The sequence below is a fragment of the Klebsiella sp. BDA134-6 genome, from assembly GCF_015601345.1.
GTDB classification, from domain to species: Bacteria; Pseudomonadota; Gammaproteobacteria; order Enterobacterales; family Enterobacteriaceae; genus Klebsiella; species Klebsiella grimontii.
Genome location: NZ_CP064784.1, coordinates 1,075,894 through 1,092,161 on the forward strand (window position 1 = coordinate 1,075,894; position 16,268 = coordinate 1,092,161).

The following is a 16,268-nucleotide window of genomic DNA, read 5'->3' on the forward strand; positions in this document are numbered from 1 at the left end:
ACGTGATTGATAAAACCGCCTTTATTCATCCTTCCGCCATTGTAGAAGAAGGCGCCGTTATTGGCGCTAACGTCCACATTGGCCCGTTTTGTATTGTTGGCGCTAACGTCGAAATCGGCGAAGGTACCGTACTGAAGTCTCACGTTGTTATTAACGGGCATACCAAAATTGGCCGCGATAACGAGATATATCAGTTTGCTTCCATTGGTGAAGTTAACCAGGATCTGAAATATGCTGGCGAACCGACCCGCGTGGAAATTGGCGATCGCAACCGCATCCGCGAAAGCGTCACCATTCATCGTGGCACAGTACAGGGCGGTGGATTAACGAAGGTGGGCAGCGATAACCTGCTGATGATCAACGCCCACGTGGCGCACGATTGTACGCTGGGCGACCGCTGTATTCTGGCGAATAACGCGACCCTCGCGGGCCACGTTTCGCTGGATGATTTTGTTATCATCGGCGGCATGACCGCAGTGCATCAGTTCTGCATTATTGGCGCGCACGTGATGGTTGGCGGCTGCTCCGGCGTTGCGCAGGACGTTCCGCCGTTCGTGATTGCTCAGGGCAACCACGCAACGCCGTTTGGCGTCAACATAGAAGGGCTGAAACGCCGCGGCTTCAGCCGTGAGGCGATCACAGCAATTCGTAACGCGTACAAGCTGCTGTACCGCAGCGGTAAAACGCTGGACGAAGCGAAAGCTGAGATCGCCGAGCTGGCGGCGCAGTACCCTGAAGTGCAGACATTTACCGACTTTTTTGCCCGCTCCACCCGCGGCCTGATTCGTTAATGGCTGAATCGCGTCCCCTGACGATTGCCCTGGTCGCCGGAGAAACTTCCGGCGATATTCTTGGCGCCGGTCTTATCCGCGCGCTCAAAGCTCGCATCCCTGATGCCCGCTTTGTCGGCGTTGCCGGGCCGTTGATGCAGGCGGAAGGCTGCGAGGCCTGGTATGAGATGGAAGAGCTGGCGGTGATGGGCATTGTGGAAGTGCTTGGTCGCCTGCGTCGGCTGCTGCATATTCGCGCCGATCTCACCCGTCGATTGACCGAGCTCAAGCCGGACGTGTTCGTCGGCATTGATGCGCCTGACTTCAACATTACCCTCGAAGGTAATCTGAAGAAGCAGGGTATCAAAACTATTCATTACGTCAGCCCGTCGGTATGGGCATGGCGGCAAAAACGCGTTTTCAAAATTGGCAGATCCACCGATCTGGTACTGGCATTCCTGCCTTTCGAAAAAGCGTTTTATGACAAATTTAACGTTCCCTGCCGGTTTATCGGCCACACGATGGCGGATGCGATGCCGCTGGATCCGGACAAAGGCGCGGCGCGCGACCGTCTGGGAATCGATCGTAACGTGCACTGCCTGGCGCTACTGCCGGGAAGCCGCGGGGCGGAAGTTGAGATGCTCAGCGCCGATTTCCTGAAAACGGCGCAGATCCTGCGAGACTCTTACCCCGATCTCGAAGTGGTTGTCCCTCTGGTCAACGCGAAGCGGCGGGAACAGTTCGAGCGTATCAAAGCGGAAACTGCGCCGGATCTTGCCGTACATCTGCTGGATGGGCGGGCGCGCGATGCGATGATCGCTAGCGATGCTGCGCTGCTGGCCTCCGGAACGGCTGCGCTGGAATGTATGCTGGCTAAGTGTCCGATGGTCGTCGGCTATCGGATGAAGCCGTTTACCTTCTGGCTGGCGAAACGGCTGGTTAAAACCGACTACGTATCGCTGCCGAATTTACTGGCCGGGCGTGAACTGGTTAAAGAACTGCTGCAGGATGAATGCCGGCCGCAGGCGCTGGCCGAGGCGCTGAAGCCGCTGCTGGCCGACGGTAAAACCAGCCACGATATGCATGAAACCTTTCGCGCGCTGCATCAGCAGATCCGCTGCAACGCTGATGAGCAGGCGGCGGATGCAGTACTGGAGTTAGCAAAATGATGGAGTTCGTTTACCCGCATACCCATCTGGTTGCGGGAGTCGATGAAGTCGGGCGCGGTCCGCTGGTCGGCGCGGTGGTGACTGCCGCAGTTATTCTCGATCCGGCAAAACCGATTTTGGGTCTTGCCGACTCGAAAAAGCTCAGCGAGAAGCGGCGCCTTGCGCTATTTGATGAGATCAAAGAAAAAGCGCTGTGCTGGAGCCTCGGTCGTGCGGAGCCGCATGAAATCGATGAGCTGAATATTCTACATGCGACCATGCTGGCCATGCAGCGCGCCGTTGCGGGCTTGAGCATTTCCCCTGAGTTTGTTGTTATTGATGGTAACCGCTGTCCGCCGCTACCAGTGCCTTCACTGGCGGTCGTTAAAGGCGACAGCCGAGTGGCGGAAATCAGCGCCGCGTCTATTCTGGCTAAAGTGACGCGGGATGCTGAAATGGCCGTACTGGACCGGGAGTTCCCGCAGTACGGTTTTGCGCAACATAAAGGTTATCCCACCGCTTTTCATCTGCAAAAGCTGCTGGAACATGGCGTAATCGAGCAATACCGGCGCAGCTTTGGCCCGGTGAAGCGCGCGCTGGGCCTGGCGTCCTGAACCGACACGCAAGCAATTAAGTAACGCGGAATCTGAAGATGGCTGAACCACGTTTCGTACACCTGCGGGTGCACAGCGACTATTCCATGATCGATGGCCTGGCGAAAACCGGACCGTTGGTAAAAAAGGCGGCCGCGCTCGGCATGCCTGCGCTGGCGATCACTGATTTTACCAACCTCTGCGGGCTGGTGAAGTTCTACGGAGCGGGGCACGGCGCCGGAATTAAACCCATTGTCGGGGCAGATTTTCACGTCCAGAGCGAGCTGCTTGGCGATGAACTGAGCCAGCTGACGGTACTGGCGACGAACAACGTTGGCTATCAGAATCTGACGCTGCTGATCTCCAAAGCTTATCAGCGCGGCTACGGTGCGGCGGGCCCGATTATCGATCGCGACTGGCTGATCGAATTAAAAGAAGGGCTGATTTTGCTCTCCGGTGGGCGCATGGGCGACGTGGGCCGTAGCCTGCTGCGCGGCAACATGGCGCTGGTGGATCAGTGCGTTGATTTTTACGAACAACATTTCCCTGACTGCTATTTTCTTGAGCTGATTCGCACCGGCCGTCAGGATGAAGAGCCCTATCTGCATGCTGCGGTAGAACTAGCGGAAACCCGGGGCTTACCGGTGGTGGCGACCAACGATGTTCGCTTCCTTGAGCCGGGCGACTTCGACGCCCATGAAATCCGCGTGGCTATCCATGATGGCTTCACCCTCGACGATCCTAAGCGTCCGCGTAACTACTCGTCGCAGCAGTATATGCGCAGCGAAGAGGAGATGTGCGAGCTCTTTTCCGATATTCCCGAAGCGCTGCAAAACACCGTGGAGATCGCCAAACGCTGTAACGTGACCGTGCGTCTTGGCGAGTACTTCCTGCCGCAGTTCCCGACCGGGGATATGACCACCGAAGATTATCTGGTCAAGAAATCCAAAGAAGGCCTGGAAGAGCGCCTGGAATTCCTGTTTCCCGATCCGGATGAGCGGGCTAAACGCCGTCCTGAATATGATGAACGCCTGGACATTGAGCTGCAGGTGATTAACCAGATGGGGTTCCCTGGCTACTTCCTGATCGTTATGGAGTTTATCCAGTGGTCGAAGGATAACGGCGTGCCGGTAGGGCCGGGACGTGGTTCCGGCGCCGGTTCGCTGGTCGCCTATGCGCTGAAAATTACCGACCTCGATCCGCTGGAGTTCGATCTGCTGTTCGAACGTTTCCTTAACCCGGAACGTGTCTCCATGCCCGACTTCGACGTTGACTTCTGTATGGAGAAGCGCGACCAGGTGATTGAACACGTCGCGGACATGTACGGTCGCGATGCGGTATCGCAGATTATTACCTTCGGTACCATGGCGGCGAAAGCGGTTATCCGCGACGTTGGCCGCGTGCTGGGCCATCCGTACGGTTTTGTGGACCGCATTTCCAAGCTGGTGCCGCCTGACCCGGGTATGACGCTGGCGAAAGCGTTTGAAGCCGAGCCGCAGCTGCCGGAAATTTACGAGGCGGATGAAGAGGTTAAAGCGCTGATCGACATGGCGCGTAAGCTCGAAGGGGTCACCCGTAACGCCGGTAAACATGCGGGTGGGGTGGTGATCGCGCCAACCAAAATTACCGATTTTGCCCCGCTTTATTGTGATGAAGCGGGCCAGCATCCGGTTACCCAGTTTGATAAAAACGACGTTGAATATGCCGGGCTGGTGAAGTTTGACTTCCTCGGCCTGCGTACGCTCACCATCATTAACTGGGCGCTGGAGATGATCAACGCCCGCCGCGAGAAGAACGGCGAGGGGCCGCTGGATATCGCCGCGATCCCGCTCGACGATAAAAAAAGCTTCGACATGCTGCAGCGTTCGGAAACCACCGCCGTTTTCCAGCTTGAATCGCGCGGTATGAAGGATCTGATCAAGCGTCTGCAGCCCGACTGCTTCGAAGATATGATCGCTCTGGTGGCTCTGTTCCGTCCGGGGCCGCTGCAGTCGGGGATGGTGGATAACTTTATCGACCGTAAGCACGGTCGCGAAGAAATATCGTACCCGGACGTGCAGTGGCAGCACGAATGCCTGAAACCGGTACTCGAGCCAACTTATGGCATCATCCTGTACCAGGAACAGGTCATGCAGATTGCCCAGGAGCTTTCCGGCTATACCCTTGGCGGCGCGGATATGCTGCGTCGTGCGATGGGTAAGAAAAAGCCGGAGGAGATGGCGAAGCAGCGCGGCACCTTTGAAGAAGGGGCGAGGAAGCGCGGTGTAGACGGTGAACTGGCGATCAAAATCTTTGACCTGGTGGAGAAATTCGCCGGATATGGATTTAACAAATCGCACTCCGCCGCTTATGCTTTAGTGTCCTATCAGACGCTGTGGCTAAAGGCGCACTATCCGGCTGAATTTATGGCGGCGGTGATGACCGCGGATATGGATAACACCGAGAAAGTCGTCGGCCTGGTGGATGAGTGCTGGCGGATGGGGCTGAAAATCCTGCCGCCGGATATTAACTCCGGCCTGTATCATTTCCACGTTAACGACGATGGCGAAATCGTTTATGGTATCGGCGCGATTAAAGGCGTCGGCGAAGGCCCGATTGAAGCGATTATTGAAGCCCGTAATCAGGGCGGCTATTTCCGCGAACTGTTTGATCTCTGCGCGCGTACGGATATTAAAAAGCTCAACCGCCGGGTGCTGGAAAAACTGATTATGTCCGGGGCTTTCGACCGCCTCGGGCCGCATCGCGCGGCGTTAATGAATTCACTGGGCGATGCGCTAAAAGCCGCCGATCAGCACGCCAAAGCCGAAGCTATCGGTCAGGCGGACATGTTCGGCGTACTGGCGGAAGAGCCGGAGCAAATCGAACAGTCATACGCCAGCTGCCAGCCGTGGCCGGAACAGGTGGTGCTAGATGGAGAAAGGGAGACCCTGGGGCTGTATCTGACCGGGCACCCGATTAACCAGTATTTGAAAGAGATCGAGCGCTACGTTGGCGGCGTGCGACTCAAAGACATGCATCCGACCGATCGTGGTAAAGTGACCACGGCGGCCGGGCTCGTTATTGCCGCGCGGGTCATGGTCACCAAGCGCGGCAATCGTATCGGCATCTGTACGCTGGATGACCGTTCCGGGCGTCTGGAGGTGATGTTGTTCACCGACGCCCTGGATAAATACCAGCAATTGCTGGAAAAAGACCGCATACTTATCGTCAGCGGACAGGTCAGCTTTGATGACTTCAGCGGGGGGCTTAAAATGACCGCTCGTGAAGTCATGGATATTGACGAAGCCCGGGAAAAATATGCTCGCGGGCTTGCTATCTCGCTGACGGACAGGCAAATTGATGACCAGCTTTTAAACCGACTCCGTCAGTCTCTGGAACCCCACCGTTCGGGAACTATTCCAGTACACCTCTATTATCAGAGGGCGGATGCACGCGCGCGGTTGCGTTTTGGCGCAACATGGCGCGTCTCTCCGAGCGATCGTTTACTTAACGATCTGCGTGGCCTTATCGGCTCGGAGCAGGTGGAACTGGAGTTTGACTAATACAGGAATACTATGAGTCTGAATTTCCTTGATTTTGAACAGCCGATTGCAGAGCTGGAAGCGAAAATCGATTCTCTGACAGCGGTAAGCCGCCAGGATGAGAAACTGGATATTAACATCGATGAAGAAGTGCATCGCCTGCGTGAAAAAAGCGTAGAGCTGACGCGCAAGATCTTCGCCGATCTTGGTGCATGGCAGGTTGCGCAACTGGCTCGCCATCCACGTCGCCCATACACCCTGGATTATGTCCGCCTGGCTTTCGACGAATTCGACGAACTGGCCGGTGACCGCGCCTACGCTGACGATAAAGCGATCGTTGGCGGGATTGCGCGTCTGGACGGACGTCCGGTGATGATTATCGGCCACCAGAAAGGGCGCGAAACCAAAGAGAAAATTCGCCGCAACTTCGGTATGCCGGCGCCGGAAGGCTATCGTAAGGCGCTGCGCCTGATGGAGATGGCCGAGCGCTTTAAAATGCCGATTATCACCTTCATCGACACCCCGGGCGCTTATCCGGGCGTTGGCGCGGAAGAGCGCGGTCAGTCTGAAGCGATTGCGCGCAACCTGCGTGAAATGTCGCGCCTGAGCGTACCGGTTATCTGTACCGTTATCGGTGAAGGCGGCTCCGGCGGCGCGCTGGCAATCGGTGTGGGCGATAAAGTGAATATGCTGCAGTACAGCACTTATTCCGTTATCTCCCCGGAAGGCTGCGCGTCCATTCTCTGGAAAAGCGCCGACAAAGCGCCGCTGGCCGCCGAGGCGATGGGCATTGTTGCCCCGCGTCTGAAAGAGCTGAAGCTGATTGACTCCATTATTCCTGAGCCGCTGGGCGGCGCGCATCGTAATCCGGAAGTGATGGCCGCCTCTCTGAAAGCGCAACTGCTGGCCGATCTGGCTGACCTCGATATTCTGAGTGAGGAAGAGCTGCTGAACCGTCGCTATCAGCGTTTGATGAGCTACGGCTACGCCTGATTATCGATCTCATTTTTTCTCTAAGGGCCGGATTTTCCGGCCCTTTTTTTATGTGTTGTTGACTGAGATTAGATGAGATGGACAAGAGCTAATGTGATTAGCGGATGATGCCGGTCTCCCCTGAAACTGCAGCAACTGCCAGGTATTGCGAACCGGCAGTCAGTTAACAAGGATAAAGGAGAAATACTATGGCATTGCATAAAACCGTCGCGTTAAGCGCCGTGGCCGCAGGGATCATGTTAAGCCTGGGGGCCGCACAATCCGCGCCGCTGCTTGGCGCAACGGAAGCGATAACTCTTAAGGCGAGCGATCTGACCGCGAAAGAAAAAGCCTTAACCGACTTTCCGCTCATGGCGTCGGTAAAATCATCGATTCAAACGCTGTCTAACAGCGCGGTTGAAAAAATCGAACCGGGTCTGGCGACCAACCCGACCAACGTTAAGCGTGTGGAAAGCATCCTGTCCGAACAGGACTGGGAATATCTGTTTCCGATGCGCGCTGCAGAATATACCTACTCTAACTTTCTGAAAGCTATTGGTAAATTTCCCGCGGTTTGCGGGACCTATACCGACGGACGCGACAGCGATGCCATCTGCCGTAAATCTCTGGCAACCATGTTTGCCCACTTTGCTCAGGAAACCGGCGGCCATGAAAGCTGGCGCGATATTCCCGAGTGGCGTCAGGCGCTGGTGTATCTGCGTGAAGTGGGTTGGGTTGAAGGTCAGAAAGGCGGCTACAACGGGGAATGTAACCCGGATATCTGGCAGGGCCAGACCTGGCCTTGCGGCAAAGATAAAGACGGCGACTACCTGAGCTATTTTGGTCGCGGCGCGAAACAGCTCTCCTATAACTACAATTATGGTCCGTTCTCCGATGCGATGTACGATGGCGACGTTCGTCCTCTGCTGGATAAACCAGAGCGGGTGGCGGATACCTGGATGAACCTGGCGAGCGCGGTCTTCTTTTTCGTTTACCCGCAGCCGCCGAAGCCCTCTATGCTGCACGTCATCGATGGAACCTGGGTGCCAAACGATCATGATAAAGCGAATGGCCTGGTGGAAGGCTTTGGGGTCACCATTCAGATCATCAACGGTGGCGTTGAGTGCGGCGGGGCGGAAGAGAACGCGCAGTCTCTGAACCGTATCGCCTACTACAAAGAGTTCGCAAACTACCTGAAAGTGCCGATTGCCGGTGATGAAGTTCTCGGCTGCAAAAATATGAAGCAGTTCGATGAAGGCGGCGCGGGCGCATTGCCGATTTACTGGGAAGAGGACTGGGGATGGAGCGCCGACACCGCCGACGGTAAGACCAACGCCTGTCAGCTGGTGGGTTACCAGACGCCGTATACCGCCTTTAAAGAAGGCGATTATGCCAAATGCGTCCAAAGCCACTTCAATGTCAACATCATCGATGACAGCGGCCAGGGCGACACCACTCCGCCTGCGCCCGAGGATAATACTCCTGCGCAGGAAACAAACGTGGCGCCGGTTGCCCGTATCACGGGTCCGATCGGCGCTATCGAAGCGGGGGCCACGGTTTCCCTGAGTGCGGAGAGTTCTACCGATGCGAACGGCGACAAGCTTATCTACACCTGGATGTCGCAGGACGGCCAGACTCTCGGCGGGCAGGATAAAGCCGTGATTACCTTTACCGCGCCGACAACCGATCGGGACGCGCAATATGTTGTTAGCCTGACGGTCAGCGACGGTACGTTGTCCAGTACGACCACCTATACCCTGAACGTGAAGGCCAAAGCCGCTTCTGCGGATGAAACGACGGATGGCAAAGACAGCGACACCATCAGCTATCCTTCCTGGAGCAGCACCCAAACCTGGAATGCGGGCGATATCGTCAACAACCACGGTGCGCTTTATCAGTGTAAACCGCTGCCTGAAGGCGCATGGTGCAACGTAGCGCCGACGTACTACGAGCCTGGAGTAGGTATTACCTGGGGCGATGCCTGGAAAGCGCTTTAATAGAGATAAATCCGCCAGTGCTTAGCGCTGGCGGGGTGCTATTATGCTTTCCTTAGGTAAATTCCAGGAGGAAAGCGTGAATATCATTGCGATCATGGGGCCCCACGGCGTCTACTATAAAGACGAACCGATCAAAGAACTGGAAGCCGCCCTGCAACGGCAAGGCTTCCAGACCATCTGGCCGCAAAATAGCGCCGATCTTTTGCAATTTATCGAGCATAATCCGCGGATCTGTGGAGTTATTTTCGACTGGGATGAATACAGCGTTGACCTGTGCAGTGATATTAATCGCTTAAACGAATACCTGCCGCTTTACGCATTTATCAACGCCCATTCGACGATGGACGTCAGCAGTCAGGACCTGCGCATGACGCTATGGTTCTTTGAATACGCGCTGGGGCTGGCGGAAGAGATCGCTACCCGCATCGGTCAATACACCCGCGAATACCTCGATAATATAACCCCGCCGTTTACCAAAGCCTTGTTCAACTATGTGCAGGAGGGAAAATATACCTTCTGTACCCCCGGGCATATGGGCGGCTCGGCTTATCAAAAAAGCCCGGTGGGCTGTCTGTTTTACGATTTCTTTGGCGGGAATACCTTAAAGGCCGACGTCTCTATATCCGTGACGGAACTGGGGTCGTTGCTCGATCATAGCGGCCCGCATCTGGAAGCTGAAGAGTATATTGCCCGCGCATTCGGCGCCGAACAGAGCTATATGGTAACCAACGGGACCTCGACGTCGAATAAGATTGTCGGGATGTATTCCGCCCCGGCGGGTAGCACCCTGCTTATCGATCGCAACTGCCATAAATCGCTGGCCCATTTACTGATGATGAGCGATGTGGTGCCGCTGTGGCTAAAACCGACGCGCAATGCGCTGGGGATCCTCGGCGGTATACCCAAGCGCGAATTTACCCGCGACAGTATTCAGCAAAAGGTGAATGCGACAGGCGGCGCCGGGTGGCCTGTGCATGCGGTGATCACTAACTCTACCTATGACGGGCTGCTGTATAATACCACCTGGATAAAAGAGACTCTCGACGTGCCGTCAATCCACTTTGATTCCGCATGGGTGCCCTATACCCATTTTCATCCGATCTATCAGGGCAAAAGCGGGATGAGCGGCGATCGCGTTCCGGGGAAAGTGATCTTTGAAACGCAGTCGACGCATAAAATGCTGGCCGCGCTATCCCAGGCTTCGCTGATTCATATTAAAGGCAGCTATGATGAAGATACCTTCAATGAAGCCTTTATGATGCACACCTCGACGTCCCCCAGCTACCCGATCGTTGCCTCCATCGAAACGGCTGCCGCGATGCTGCGCGGCAATTCCGGCAGGCGTCTGATTCAGCGTTCAATTGAACGGGCGCTGGATTTTCGTAAAGAGGTGCAGCGGTTACGCGAAGAGTCTGACGGCTGGTTCTTTGATATCTGGCAGCCGGAAGAGGTGGGGGAAGCGCAGTGCTGGCCGGTATCGCCGGGTGAACCGTGGCATGGCTTTCAGGATGCCGATGACGACCATATGTTCCTCGATCCGGTGAAAGTGACCATTCTGACGCCCGGTATGGACGAACAGGGCAACATGGATAGCGAAGGCATTCCGGCCGCGCTGGTGGCGAAGTTTCTGGATGAGCGCGGTGTGGTGGTTGAGAAAACCGGGCCCTACAATCTGCTGTTCCTTTTCAGTATCGGCATTGATAAAACCCGAGCGATGGGTCTGCTGCGCGGGTTAACCGAATTCAAACGCGCTTACGATCTCAATTTACGGGTGAAAAATATGCTGCCGGATCTGTATGCCGAAGATCCGGATTTTTACCGCAACATGCGCATTCAGGATCTGGCGCAGGGTATCCATCGCCTGATTCGCCAGCACCAGCTCTCGCAGCTGATGCTGAGCGCCTTTGACGTTCTGCCGGAGATGAAAATGACGCCACATCAGGCCTGGCAGCGGCAGATTAAAGGCGAAGTGGAAACCATCGAACTGGAGAATCTGGTCGGGCGTATTTCAGCGAATATGATCTTACCGTACCCGCCGGGCGTGCCGCTGCTGATGCCCGGCGAGATGATCGTCGAGGAGAGCCGGGCGGTGCTCGATTTTCTGTTAATGCTGTGCTCTATCGGCCGCCACTATCCGGGCTTCGAAACCGATATCCACGGCGCGAAACGCGATGAAGATGGCGTGTACTGGGTTCGAGTCTTAAAAAATGACTAAGCGCTTGCGCAATAACGAACTGAACGAGTAACGTTGTTGGCTTCAACGGGAGGAGTTTGAGCATGCTGGGTTTAAAACGGGTTCATCATATCGCCATCATTGCGACGGATTATGCAAAGAGTAAAGCGTTCTACTGCGACATTCTGGGGTTCACTCTGCAGGGCGAGTTTTACCGCGCAGAGCGTGATTCATGGAAGGGCGATCTGGCGCTGAATGGCGAATATGTTATTGAACTGTTTTCTTTCCCGTTTCCCCCAGCGCGCCCGAGCCGCCCCGAAGCCTGCGGGTTACGCCATCTGGCATTTAGCGTCGACGATGTTGATGCCGCCGTTACCCATCTTGAGGCGCACGGCGTAACTTGTGAAGGCGTTCGTATCGACCCCTTCACCGGTAAGCGGTTCACCTTTTTTAACGATCCGGACGGTCTACCGCTGGAGATTTATCAGCAGTAATTCTTGTCAGAGCGTGTTCTGCCGGGTAACGTGCCGGACACGCTTTCCTCAGTTAGTGCTCTCATGATGATGATCCCAGATATTGCGCAAACGCTCCGTCCGCATCGCCAGTTTTTGGTGGCCTTTAGCGGCGGCCTGGATTCGAGCGTGCTCTTATATCGCCTGGTTCGCTGGCGCGAACAGGATCCCACCGTTCAGCTGCGGGCGATGCATATTCACCACGGACTCAGCGCGAACGCTGACGATTGGGTGGCGCACTGCCGGAAAATATGTCAGCAGTGGCAGGTGCCGCTTTTGGTTGAACGTGTAGTCCTCGCCGATGAGGGGCTGGGGATTGAGGCCCATGCGCGTCAGGCGCGCTATCAGGCTTTCCGTTCGGCGCTGCTGCCCGGCGAAGCGCTAGTGACCGCGCAGCATCTTGACGACCAGTGTGAAACCTTCCTGCTGGCGCTTAAGCGGGGGAGCGGTCCCACCGGGCTCTCGGCAATGGCCGGCGAGACCGATTTTGCCGGAACGAAACTGCTGCGTCCGTTGCTTAACGAAAGTCGCGACTCTCTGCACCGGTGGGCGATAGCCCATCAGCTCAGTTGGATTGAAGACGAAAGTAACCAGGACGATGCCTACGATCGCAATTTTCTCCGCCTGCGGATTGTTCCGCTGCTTAACGCCCGCTGGCCGCACTTTGCCGAGGCCGTGGCGCGCAGCGCCAGCCTGTGTGGCGAACAGGAACGGCTGCTGGATGAAATGCTGGCAGCGGAGCTGGCAACGCTGGTGACTGAGGATGGCGCGTTGGCTATCGAACCGTTGACGGCCATGAGCGCGCCGCGTCGGGCCGCGCTGCTGCGCCGTTGGCTGGCTGGACTCAATGCGCCAATGCCTTCGCGCGAGGTGCCTGAGCGTATCTGGCGTGAAGTGGCGATGGCGCGCGAGGACGCGTTTCCCTGTCTGCGTCTTGGTCAATTTACCGTCCGTCGCTTCCAGCAGCGGCTGTACTGGGTGAAATATCTCCCCGGCCAGAGCGAGACGGTACTGGCGTGGCCCGATATCGCTAAGCCGCTGCCGTTACCCGACGGCCTCGGTGAACTGAGGCTCCTGCCCTGCGGCCCGTTACGCAGCCCGCGCCAGGATGAAGCGGTAACTATTCGCTTTCGCGCCAGCGGTCATCTTCATATCGTCGGTCGCCACGGTGGCCGCAAGCTGAAGAAAATCTGGCAGGAGCTGAACGTGGCTCCCTGGCGGCGCGATACCACGCCGCTGCTGTTTTACGGCGAAACGCTAATCGCCGCAGCCGATGGTCTGTTTATTACCGTCGATGGGAAAGTTCAGGAAGGTGAAGGCGTGCAGTTGTTATGGATGAAAACGGGCGGCTAAGCCACCCGTTTTGCTTCAGGACTCGCTGACCACTACCGTACCGATTTCCGGATGGCTGAAGCTGGCGATTTTATCCAGGCGTACCTCGCGAACGTCGCCGGCGAGCTCCACGACCAGATACTCGATATTTTTGCGCGAGATAAGATCGTTGGCCTTCGCTTGCAGCTGTTCGCCATCTTTGAGCTCCAGCGCCAGGACCAGATGGTGCTGACAGGCAAGTTCGAGGTTGTCATAATCATCGCAATTGATGGGTTGATAAGTATCATTCATTGACATAATCGCTCACCAGTAAGTTTGCCGCCGCATATGCGGCCTTTTCCCTGACTGACTCAGCAAGGGCCTGATCCGCCGCAACCTCATTCAATACTTTCAACACGCAACCTAGCGCATCCGGTATATACCCAAGGTCCCCGCTGGCTATTTCCGCATACCGCTTGCGTATTAACTCACAATATTTGTCCACATGCCCTCCTGTCAGCGTTCTGACTTAACCGTGGGATGTAAGTTTAAGCCTACGAAGATAAACTCTGTTTAGCAAGGTGACTATACCATAGTCATTTAAGCAATATCAGCAGGATGAAATGGGATCCTGCGATTGCTGACAGCCTTTTGCCGCCAGTTTCGCTACAATGTACGCCATTTTTATCAGGAGTTTCCTCATGGCGCTGAAAGCGACGATTTATAAAGCGACGGTGAACGTGGCCGACCTGGACCGCAACCAGTTTCTGGATGTCAGTTTGACCCTTGCGCAGCATCCGTCAGAAACCCAGGAGCGTATGATGCTGCGCCTGCTGGCGTGGATTAAATACGCCGACGAACGTCTGCAGTTTACCCGCGGCTTGTCTTCTGATGATGAAGCTGAACTCTGGCTGCTAAACGATTATCTGGGCGTTGATCTATGGATAGAACTGGGGCTGCCGGACGAGCGGCGGATTAAAAAAGCCTGCTCGCGAGCGCAAGAGGTCGCGCTGTTTGCCTATAATAGTCGGGCGGCAGAAATCTGGTGGCAGCAGAATAAAAGTAAAATGGCACAGTTTTCAAAGTTGACCGTATGGTATTTAGATGATACTCAGCTGGCGCAGCTCAGTGCTTTTGCCGATCGGACGATGTCGCTACAGGCGACTATTCAGGATGGCGGAATTTGGTTATCTGACGCTAAGAATAATCTGGAAATTCATTTAACGGCCTGGCAAACATCCTCATGATTACGATTAGCCGCAGCGTGACGATTGCGGATGATGAAGTTTCACTTTCCGGGATACGCGCGCAGGGGGCGGGCGGCCAGCACGTTAATAAAGCATCGACGGCTATTCATTTACGTTTTGATATTAAAGCATCGAGCCTGCCTGAGTTTTATAAGGAACGCCTGCTGACTTCCAGCCATCACTTAATTTCTGCCGATGGTGTGGTTATCATTAAGGCTCAAGAATATCGCAGCCAGGAGATGAATCGTGAAGCGGCGATTGCGCGCCTGGTTGCCTTAATACAAGAATTAACCGCAGTACAGAAAAGTCGTCGGGAGACGCGACCGACCAGGGCGTCGAAAGAGCGCCGGCTTGCCTCAAAGGCGCAAAAATCTTCAGTTAAAGCGCTGCGTGGAAAAGTTCGCCATTAAGGGTATGGCGAACCGGTGGAATGGATGATAAGGAATTTACAGTGAAGAAAATCGTGTTTTCAGTGGTGGCGGCCTGTTCGCTTTTTGCCTTATTCGGCTGCAACCATCGTGCGGAGATGGACACGCTACAACCGACACCGATGGAAGAGCTAAAGCCGATGCAGCAGAGCTGGCGCGGCGTGCTGCCGTGCGCCGACTGCGAAGGTATCGAAACCTCACTCTTTCTTGAGAAAGACGGCACCTGGGTGATGAATGAGCGATATCAGGGCGTCAGGCGCGAGCCCTCCTCTTTTGCTTCATACGGTACCTGGGCGCGCACGGCCGATAAGCTGGTGCTGACCGACAGCAAAGGCGAGAAATCTTACTATCGGGCGAAAGGCGACAAGCTGGAAATGCTCGATCGCGACGGTAATCCCATCGAGTCAACGCTGAACTATACGCTGGAGTCCGTCAAAGCCAGCCTGCCCATCACGCCGATGGCGATGCGCGGCATGTACTTCTATATGGCTGATGCCGCGACCTTTACCGATTGCGCAACCGGCAAGCGAGTGGCAGTTACGAATAACGCGCAGCTCGAGCGTGATTATGCCGCAGCGCGCGGAACGGATACTCGCCCGGTGCTGCTGGTGGTCGAGGGGCACTTTACGCTGGAAGCGAACCCGGATTCGGGAGCGCCGATTAAAGTTCTGGCGGTGGATTCACCGGGCAAGTTTTATCAAAAAGAAGACTGCAATTCTCGTTAGTTAATTGAGTCCTACGAGACGGCTTGTCTTGATATAAATTCCCAATTTAAGATGCCCGATATACTGCAATTGTGTTTCGGGCGTAAAGTTTGCCACGTCCCCCTCACGCATATGAAGCAGGTCTGATGGGCTAATCCAGCCCGGTTGAGCCAGGGTCAGCGGGTGTCCGGCCTTCGCGAAGGCATCGCTGACAAACTCAGAACAAAACCACATTTTTTTGTCCCCGGAAACGGCATCGCTAAGCTGAGCTTTGGCCAGACCATTCACGCACTGCTGGCGGAAGTCTTTCGAGAAGGGATTCAGTGAGCAGAGCTGTTTGGTTACCATAAAGGGTACAAATTCAATGATGCCGCGATAGTTATAGCCGCTGTTTCTGTTTTTATAGGCGAAATGTTTAATGCCTGCGGCCTGTTGCGGCGTGAGGTCAGGCGCTCTTAGGGCAAACAGCTTATCGCTGTGCTGCATCGCTTGCTGAAGAGAAACAATCTGCACCCCGGCGCCAGTTGCCTCCGCAACCTGGTTATCACCGATATAGATAGCGACATGGCTAACGGAGGATGTGCTAAATGCACGAATCCCCAGGGACGTCACGCCAATGCTGGAAGAGAAAAGGAGATCGCCGGGGAGCAGGTCTTGTGCGTTAATTTCAGCTAGCGTGGTATTAGCCACTGAGCTCTGGCGCTGAAATTTAACCGCCCATTGCTGCGATGGTGGCTTAATAGCGGAAGCGGAAGGCGTGGATCGGCTGACGTCTAGCGTGCAGGCCGAAAGTAAGAACAATGCGGGAAAAAGCAGGACATGATTTGCCCGTCGTTTAGCCATGATTACAATCCTTGTAAAAAAGAGGCTCTGAAACCAGAGCCTCTTTTGG

15 protein-coding genes are annotated in these 16,268 nt (G+C 55.4%); 12 read left to right on the forward strand and 3 right to left on the reverse strand.

All coding sequences use genetic code 11. From position 1 onward, the window contains the following. Positions 1 to 2 precede the first annotated feature (2 nt). From lpxA to tilS, 9 genes are all read left to right on the forward strand, one after another. The gene (gene lpxA, locus IYV58_RS04950) at positions 3 to 791 is read left to right on the forward strand and encodes an acyl-ACP--UDP-N-acetylglucosamine O-acyltransferase (protein WP_004129120.1); all 789 of its coding nucleotides are present in this window, start codon (positions 3 to 5) and stop codon (positions 789 to 791) included. Then, entirely contained in the window at positions 791 to 1,939 is a 1,149-nt protein-coding gene (lpxB, locus tag IYV58_RS04955; protein ID WP_004129121.1) for a lipid-A-disaccharide synthase, read from the forward strand. The genes lpxA and lpxB overlap by 1 nt, the downstream gene beginning before the upstream one ends. After that, the gene (rnhB, locus tag IYV58_RS04960; protein WP_195729459.1) at positions 1,936 to 2,532 is read left to right on the forward strand and encodes a ribonuclease HII; all 597 of its coding nucleotides are present in this window, start codon (positions 1,936 to 1,938) and stop codon (positions 2,530 to 2,532) included. The genes lpxB and rnhB overlap by 4 nt, the downstream gene beginning before the upstream one ends. A 38-nt stretch (positions 2,533 to 2,570) precedes the next feature. Beyond that, complete coding sequence (dnaE, locus tag IYV58_RS04965; RefSeq protein ID WP_004129123.1) at positions 2,571 to 6,053, forward strand: DNA polymerase III subunit alpha; 3,483 nt, start codon at positions 2,571 to 2,573, stop codon at positions 6,051 to 6,053. Positions 6,054 to 6,065: 12 nt separating this feature from the next. Beyond that, the gene (gene accA, locus IYV58_RS04970; RefSeq protein ID WP_004129124.1) at positions 6,066 to 7,025 is read left to right on the forward strand and encodes an acetyl-CoA carboxylase carboxyl transferase subunit alpha; all 960 of its coding nucleotides are present in this window, start codon (positions 6,066 to 6,068) and stop codon (positions 7,023 to 7,025) included. 188 nt (positions 7,026 to 7,213) lie between these two features. Next, on the forward strand, positions 7,214 to 9,001 hold the full coding sequence (locus tag IYV58_RS04975) for a chitinase (protein WP_004129125.1): 1,788 nt from the start codon (positions 7,214 to 7,216) through the stop codon (positions 8,999 to 9,001). A 76-nt stretch (positions 9,002 to 9,077) separates the two neighbouring features. Next, on the forward strand, positions 9,078 to 11,216 hold the full coding sequence (locus tag IYV58_RS04980; RefSeq protein ID WP_049123085.1) for a lysine decarboxylase LdcC: 2,139 nt from the start codon (positions 9,078 to 9,080) through the stop codon (positions 11,214 to 11,216). A 62-nt stretch (positions 11,217 to 11,278) separates the two neighbouring features. Then, positions 11,279 to 11,668 carry a VOC family protein gene (locus IYV58_RS04985; RefSeq protein WP_004129130.1) on the forward strand — a complete coding sequence of 130 codons (390 nt, stop codon included), beginning with the start codon at positions 11,279 to 11,281 and terminating at the stop codon, positions 11,666 to 11,668. A gap of 69 nt (positions 11,669 to 11,737) precedes the next feature. Further along, entirely contained in the window at positions 11,738 to 13,039 is a 1,302-nt protein-coding gene (tilS, locus tag IYV58_RS04990) for a tRNA lysidine(34) synthetase TilS (protein WP_195729693.1), read from the forward strand. Between the two features lie 15 nt (positions 13,040 to 13,054). On the opposite strand, the gene rof is transcribed toward tilS, so the two are convergent. Both rof and IYV58_RS05000 read right to left on the reverse strand, forming a co-directional pair. After that, the gene (gene rof / locus IYV58_RS04995) at positions 13,055 to 13,315 is read right to left on the reverse strand and encodes a Rho-binding antiterminator (RefSeq protein ID WP_004129134.1); all 261 of its coding nucleotides are present in this window, start codon (positions 13,313 to 13,315) and stop codon (positions 13,055 to 13,057) included. Next, positions 13,302 to 13,502, reverse strand: a complete 201-nt coding sequence (locus tag IYV58_RS05000; protein ID WP_004098778.1) for a YaeP family protein — start codon at positions 13,500 to 13,502, stop codon at positions 13,302 to 13,304. The genes rof and IYV58_RS05000 overlap by 14 nt, the downstream gene beginning before the upstream one ends. 196 nt (positions 13,503 to 13,698) lie before the next feature. On the opposite strand from IYV58_RS05000, the gene IYV58_RS05005 reads away from it, so the two are divergent. From IYV58_RS05005 to nlpE, 3 genes are read left to right on the forward strand one after another with little or no spacing between them, the layout of a single operon-like run. After that, positions 13,699 to 14,244, forward strand: a complete 546-nt coding sequence (locus IYV58_RS05005) for a YaeQ family protein (RefSeq protein WP_195729460.1) — start codon at positions 13,699 to 13,701, stop codon at positions 14,242 to 14,244. Further along, the gene (arfB, locus tag IYV58_RS05010) at positions 14,241 to 14,654 is read left to right on the forward strand and encodes an alternative ribosome rescue aminoacyl-tRNA hydrolase ArfB (RefSeq protein WP_004129138.1); all 414 of its coding nucleotides are present in this window, start codon (positions 14,241 to 14,243) and stop codon (positions 14,652 to 14,654) included. Before IYV58_RS05005 ends, arfB begins: the two co-directional genes overlap by 4 nt. Before the next feature lie 20 nt (positions 14,655 to 14,674). Further along, on the forward strand, positions 14,675 to 15,397 hold the full coding sequence (nlpE, locus tag IYV58_RS05015) for an envelope stress response activation lipoprotein NlpE (RefSeq protein ID WP_032742044.1): 723 nt from the start codon (positions 14,675 to 14,677) through the stop codon (positions 15,395 to 15,397). On the opposite strand, the gene IYV58_RS05020 is transcribed toward nlpE, so the two are convergent. Then, positions 15,398 to 16,219, reverse strand: coding sequence for a YaeF family permuted papain-like enzyme (locus IYV58_RS05020; RefSeq protein ID WP_004129142.1), 822 nt, complete (start codon positions 16,217 to 16,219; stop codon positions 15,398 to 15,400). Between the last annotated feature and the right edge of the window lie 49 nt (positions 16,220 to 16,268).

Bases quoted from the DNA above. Each gene is read 5' to 3' on its own strand.
- lpxB (WP_004129121.1), top strand. From the start codon at position 791: ATGGCTGAATCGCGTCCCCTGACGATTGCCCTGGTCGCCGGAGAAACT.
- rnhB (WP_195729459.1), top strand. From the start codon at position 1,936: ATGATGGAGTTCGTTTACCCGCATACCCATCTGGTTGCGGGAGTCGAT.
- dnaE (WP_004129123.1), top strand. From the start codon at position 2,571: ATGGCTGAACCACGTTTCGTACACCTGCGGGTGCACAGCGACTATTCC.
- accA (WP_004129124.1), top strand. From the start codon at position 6,066: ATGAGTCTGAATTTCCTTGATTTTGAACAGCCGATTGCAGAGCTGGAA.
- IYV58_RS04975 (WP_004129125.1), top strand. From the start codon at position 7,214: ATGGCATTGCATAAAACCGTCGCGTTAAGCGCCGTGGCCGCAGGGATC.
- IYV58_RS04985 (WP_004129130.1), top strand. From the start codon at position 11,279: ATGCTGGGTTTAAAACGGGTTCATCATATCGCCATCATTGCGACGGAT.
- tilS (WP_195729693.1), top strand. From the start codon at position 11,738: ATGATCCCAGATATTGCGCAAACGCTCCGTCCGCATCGCCAGTTTTTG.
- rof (WP_004129134.1), bottom strand. From the start codon at position 13,315: ATGTCAATGAATGATACTTATCAACCCATCAATTGCGATGATTATGAC.
- IYV58_RS05005 (WP_195729460.1), top strand. From the start codon at position 13,699: ATGGCGCTGAAAGCGACGATTTATAAAGCGACGGTGAACGTGGCCGAC.
- arfB (WP_004129138.1), top strand. From the start codon at position 14,241: ATGATTACGATTAGCCGCAGCGTGACGATTGCGGATGATGAAGTTTCA.
- nlpE (WP_032742044.1), top strand. From the start codon at position 14,675: ATGGATGATAAGGAATTTACAGTGAAGAAAATCGTGTTTTCAGTGGTG.
- IYV58_RS05020 (WP_004129142.1), bottom strand. From the start codon at position 16,219: ATGGCTAAACGACGGGCAAATCATGTCCTGCTTTTTCCCGCATTGTTC.